The 5532-nt window shown below is 44.4% G+C and carries 4 protein-coding genes; 3 read left to right on the forward strand and 1 reads right to left on the reverse strand.

Going from position 1 to position 5532, the window contains the following annotated elements; genetic code table 11:
- The 3 genes from AB6D80_RS23980 to AB6D80_RS23990 all read left to right on the forward strand — a co-directional run.
- The coding region (locus AB6D80_RS23980; protein ID WP_372189827.1) for a hypothetical protein at positions 1 to 208 on the forward strand (208 nt) is incomplete at its 5' end.
- 159 nt (positions 209 to 367) lie between these two features.
- Positions 368 to 1546, forward strand: a complete 1179-nt coding sequence (gene malE / locus AB6D80_RS23985; protein WP_009845865.1) for a maltose/maltodextrin ABC transporter substrate-binding protein MalE — start codon at positions 368 to 370, stop codon at positions 1544 to 1546.
- A gap of 50 nt (positions 1547 to 1596) precedes the next feature.
- A complete protein-coding gene (locus tag AB6D80_RS23990) occupies positions 1597 to 4479 on the forward strand; it encodes an amylo-alpha-1,6-glucosidase (RefSeq protein ID WP_372189829.1) in 2883 nt (960 codons plus the stop codon).
- A gap of 116 nt (positions 4480 to 4595) precedes the next feature.
- Here the strand turns inward: AB6D80_RS23990 and AB6D80_RS23995 are convergent, their stop codons facing one another.
- Positions 4596 to 5423, reverse strand: a complete 828-nt coding sequence (locus tag AB6D80_RS23995; RefSeq protein WP_372189831.1) for an alpha/beta hydrolase — start codon at positions 5421 to 5423, stop codon at positions 4596 to 4598.
- Between the last annotated feature and the right edge of the window lie 109 nt (positions 5424 to 5532).

The following is a 5532-nucleotide window of genomic DNA, read 5'->3' on the forward strand; positions in this document are numbered from 1 at the left end:
TCTTGAAGATAAAAGCGGCTTTCCCCGGAAAGCCGCGATGAACCTTTTTTATTGCCCAAAGCCATCGGTTCTCTCCAACATTTCACATCTTAACCTAAGCAACCTAACGCTTAGTTTTGGATGGCTTTCATCACCCAAAAATAGTTTGAGCCCGCCTTCACATTTCTCTATACGCGCCACTTCACAAAACTATGGCGATCGCCTGTAAAACAGCACTGCATCGGCGTTGCTATAGCTTTTTACTATATCAAAGGTGCGTTTACCTATTTCTCAAAGGCTAAATTAGTCGATATTATTTTCAGCAGATAATAAGAACTGATAGAAGTGATTATCGTTATGGATAACCTTCTGAATATGGAATGAAACTATGAAACCTCTATTGAAAACACTGTCTATTTGTACCCTTGCTGCTCTTTTCAATGCACCGGCTTTTGCTATGGAAGAAGGTGAAATCACTATCTGGATCAATGGCGATAAAAGTTATGCCGGTCTTGCTGAAATTGGTAAACAATTCGAAGAAGATACCGGTGTAAAAATTAACGTTCAGTACCCAGACTCACTGGAAGCTAAATTCCAACAGCACGCAGCAACAGGCGGTGGCCCTGACATCATTTTCTGGGCACACGACCGTTTTGGTGGCTACGCAGAATCAGGCCTACTTCACGAACTTAATCCAAGTAAAGAATTCAAAGAAAAGCTTGTCGACTTCAGTTGGGATGCGGTGACAGTCAACGGTAAAGTTGTGGGCTACCCTCTAGCAATCGAAGCACCTTCTCTAATCTACAACAAAGACCTACTTCCAAACCCACCAAAAACATGGGAAGAGCTTGCTGACATTCAGAAAGAGATGGCTAAGCAAAACAAAAAAGCCATCATGTGGGATGTGAAAAATGCGTACTTCACATGGCCGATGATCTCTGCTGGTGGTGCCTTCGCGTTTGAAAAAACAGCAACAGGCTATGACGCTAAAAGCACAGGTGTTAACAATGCAGCGGGTGTTCGCGGCCTTCAATTCTTAGTTGATATGGTAAACCAAGGGGTAGTTAACCCGAATATGGATTACTCAGTCGCAGAAGCAGAGTTCACCAATGGCAATGTGGCAATGACCATTAATGGCCCTTGGTCTTGGGGTAACTTAGACAAGCTTGGTGTTAACTATGGCGTTGCTGAACTGCCGACATTAAATGGCGGTAAAGGTAACCCATTTGTTGGGATCCTAAGTGCGGGTATCAATGCTGCGAGTCCAAATACTGATCTTGCTGTCGAGTTCTTAGAGAACTACCTATTCCAAGACGACGCTCTGAAAACCATGAATGATGACAAACCTCTTGGCGCGGTGACACTAAAGTCATTCCAAAAAATTCTTGAGAGCGATGATCGCATCAAATCAACCATGACGAATGCTGAAAATGGTGAAATCATGCCAAACATCCCGCAAATGACGGCTTACTGGTTCGCTGAAGGTGCGGCTATCGATAACGCAATGCAGGGTAAGCAAACCGTTAGAGAAGCACTAGACACAGCAGCAAAACAAATTACCAAATAAGCTTTCTTCATATTAATAACCCTTTCCTCATATTAATATCCTATTGTCCTTTGGCACAGCGCATGCTGTGCCTTTTTTGTTTTGGAAATCAAGTCGCTATGCAAATCCCTACTCTTTACCTAAAAGGTACATTCAATGGTTGGGGGTTAGACACCCCATTGTTCAAAGAGCAAGACGGCTCCTATCGAGCAAACCTATGTTTATCTACCGACCTTTACCGCTTCAAAATTTCGGATTCAGATGGCACCAAGCAATGGACACTTTCAGGGCATGAAAGTGTAGCCACTCTCTGTGAATTGGAACAAGCAATGCCGCTTATCAATACACAAGGTATTGGCAATGATCTGCTGCTCTCTCCCGCTGTCGCTGGTCAATACTCCTTGAAGGTGCAATTTGGCTCTTCGACGCCAACGATCACAGTAACCAAAGGGGAATACAATGATCTATCAACACCTCAACGTGAGCCTATTGATACTCACCTGATTGAGGCTGATATTGAGGTTGAGGAGTCGCAGCCTCACTGGCAACACCCTGAATTTGCAATGCCACATGACCAACTATTCCAAAAGCTCACCATCTCAGAGACACGGTCATTCCCGTTTGTGTTCGGGGATAATGTCGATGGTTACTATCATGGAGCAACCTATAGCTATGTAAACGGTGGTAAATATCGTCACCACCAAGGTTGGATACTGGGAACCTTCGCCAGCTATATCGACGGCAAGTTCAATAACAAGTTAGAGGCAGAGCGTGCCAGCCTGACGCCTTATGGTATTGAACATCACTATGATCATAGCCGCGAGTCACTGAACCTGATTCAAGGTTCTAGACTGGTATCGCTTACGGTTTCATCAAACAAACCGAGCGCTTTAAGCCTAATTCCAGAACTCAACGTACCGACGACTCACTCTAAAGTTCACATTTCAGACTCAAATATCGTCATAGAACTCAGCCCTCAAGTTTGCCCAGACGGCTGCCCAAGGTTTGTCGCCATCGCAAGCAATCATGCTGTACATGCACGAGAGATCTCGCTAAATGCTCACCCTGAACTTCGCGACCTAGTTCAGCTCTCAAAGAGCAACGCAAAACTCATGCTCACGACGTCAGATAACCAAACTGAACTCATCGTCTACCTCGGCTTTGCTGAAACCCTTAAAGCCGCTAGTTCATTGGTTAATCAAGCGGTCAAAAATAACGAACACGTTCTTCACCAACAGCGGATTTATGAGTTCTTAACCAATAATTATTTGTGGACCAACGACCTTGAATACAACCGAGCGGTCATGTGGTCGCGCCTTGCAAGCCGAACCTTTGTGAGTCATGAGTTCGGCACGGGCATATGGGCTGGATTGCCTTGGTTCAAGGACTGTTGGGGCCGTGACACCTTTATCGCTTTGTCGGGCACAAGCTTGGTTAATGGGCTGTTTAGTGAAGCAAAAGAGATCATTGAAAACTTTGCGTCCATGCAGATGCTCGACGAAAATTCCGCGAATTACGGGCGAATTCCGAATCGAGTGACGAGTAAAACGAACATCATTTATAACACCACCGATGGTACTCCTTGGATGATTCGTGAAGCCCTTGAGTACATCAACTACTCTGGCGATGTGGCGTTCGCTAAGGCCATTTACCCTACTCTCAAGCGTTTCATCACGGGTGTCGAAAAACATTACTTGAATAAAGATAGCTTGAGTAAAGATGGCTTGAATGAAGATTATTCGAATAAAGACAGTCTGATGGCACATCGCCACCCTGATACGTGGATGGATGCAAAAATTGATGGGATGACACCTTGGTCTCCTCGCGGCCCTAAAGCCAATGACATCCAAGCTTTGTGGTTTGAAAGCTTAAACTGCGCTATTCAACTCGCTATTCTGGTGGGCGACTCTGAATCAGAAAAGAGCTGGACAATCCAAGCTGGAAAAGTGAAAGAGAGTTTCGCCACCAAGTTTTGGGATGATACAAACCATCGCCTAGCCGACCATTTATCGCAAGGTGATGTGCCTGATTATAGCGTGCGTCCGAATCAGTTGATGACGATTTCAATTCCTCAGAAAAGTCCGCTGAATCAGAATGAAAGAGAGCAATACATCGTCAAGAACGCGGTAGAAACGCTATTGTTCCCATGGGGGGTCTGCTCCTTACAACAAGAGCATGTCGATTTTCATCCTTATCACGACAATCAAGCCATGTACCACAAGGACGCGGCTTATCACAACGGGACGATCTGGGGGTGGAATGCGGGCTTTACTATTACGGCGCTCAACAAGTTTAAGCAGCAAGATCTCAGTTACCAGCTATCCAAAAACTTGGCAAAACAGATCCTTACACAAGGCTGTAGAGGGACAATGAGTGAAAATTTGGATGCTTTCCAAGAAAGTGACCGCGACCTTGTAGAATCAGGGACGTTTGCTCAAGCCTGGTCTGTTTCAGAATACGCTCGTAACGCGCAACAGGACTATTTGGGATATTGCCCACGCTTATTGGACAATCAGATACACCTAACACCAAACTTCCCAAGTTGTTGGAGCGAATTAGTGGCTTCGTTGCCTTTTGGTCAAGGAAACCAGCTACGACTGTCATTTGAATCCAAAAATGGGATTTCTCATTACAAGATTCAGTCAAATCTAGAAGATACGGTAAGTCCCGAAATCACATTGGTGCTTACGCTAGACATAAACCATGAGTCTGTTGCCGTAATCTCGACACCATTAACACAATCGTTGGAGATCATGATCGACAGTCACCAACAACAGGTCACGGTCAACGACAAACAAGCGCAGTTTGAGATTCAACCAAAGCCAAATAACGCCATCTTATGCGACTTACAATTTGCCAAGCCCGACTTTGCAAGGCAACACAACAGTTTGATGAGCAAGGACTACTTGTTGAACAAGCGCAATAAGCAAAAATTGTCAGCAGCCAAGGACTAGCTTTGCTGATACTAAGCCTATCGCTTTATAGACGTATAAAGTGATACGGCTATAAAGCGATAAAAAAGCAGGCCTAATACACCGTTTACGAAGACAAAACGGAGTTAGGCCTTCTTTTATTGTCTAAAAATAAAGTCGATAAAATCCGGGAATCGTAACGACCAAGCCAGTTCATTGTGTTGATGACCTTGTCCTTCTTGATAAAACAGCGTCACGTTCGGCTTTTGAGTGAGTAACGTGTTCATTGCCCTTGAACCACTCAGATAAACGTCAGCAAAATCTACGCTTGCCTCTTCACGAGCTTCATTCGTTCCCATATCCATATATATTTTCATTGGAGACAGAAAGTTAAACTCTTTCATATACTCGAAGTATGAGGATTTATTGAACCAAAACGCCGGAGAGAAGACCCCAAGCACGCCAAAAGTATTCTGGTACAGTGAGCCACCATATAAGCTAATTAGCCCGCCCATTGAACTGCCAGCTAGGTACGTAAACTCTCGGTTCGGCTTTGTTCTGTATGTTTGGTCTATATAAGGCTTCAATGTATGACAGATAAACGCCATATACTCGTCCCCTTGACCACCAAATTTAAGTAGCTCATCACCAACACCCAACTCTTTTGTCTCTTGGTTAGCGCGCCAAGGCGAATACTCATTGTAACGCTCCATGCCATTAAGCTCATGACTGCTGTCGATGGCGACAACAATTACCCCTGATAACTTACCGAGCCTTTGCATCTCATCGAGTGTCGTTTGTGCGTCCCAACACATCCCATACGTCGCTGTAGACTTCTCAAAGACATTCTGTCCATCATGCATGTATAAGACAGGATAAGCGTGCTCTGCTTGGTGATACCCCGCAGGAAGGTAAATGCGGAGCGTTCGAGTTCGATTCAACTGTGGAATAAAGAACTCATCGATAATAATCAATTCAGATTGCATAACGACCTCTAAATTTGAAGTGTCTATAAATTCAGATATAAAAAACGCCCCTTTAAAGGTAACACTGATCATTTAAGCATTTTCCTGATCAGTTGAACGATCCTACAGA

Source organism: Vibrio sp. 10N.247.310.17 (assembly GCF_041466605.1).
Taxonomy (GTDB): Bacteria; Pseudomonadota; Gammaproteobacteria; order Enterobacterales; family Vibrionaceae; genus Vibrio; species Vibrio tasmaniensis_A.

What these genes read in the sequence shown, in the direction of transcription:
- malE (WP_009845865.1), top strand. Translation starts at nt 368, where the DNA reads ATGAAACCTCTATTGAAAACACTGTCTATTTGTACCCTTGCTGCTCTT.
- AB6D80_RS23995 (WP_372189831.1), bottom strand. Translation starts at nt 5,423, where the DNA reads ATGCAATCTGAATTGATTATTATCGATGAGTTCTTTATTCCACAGTTG.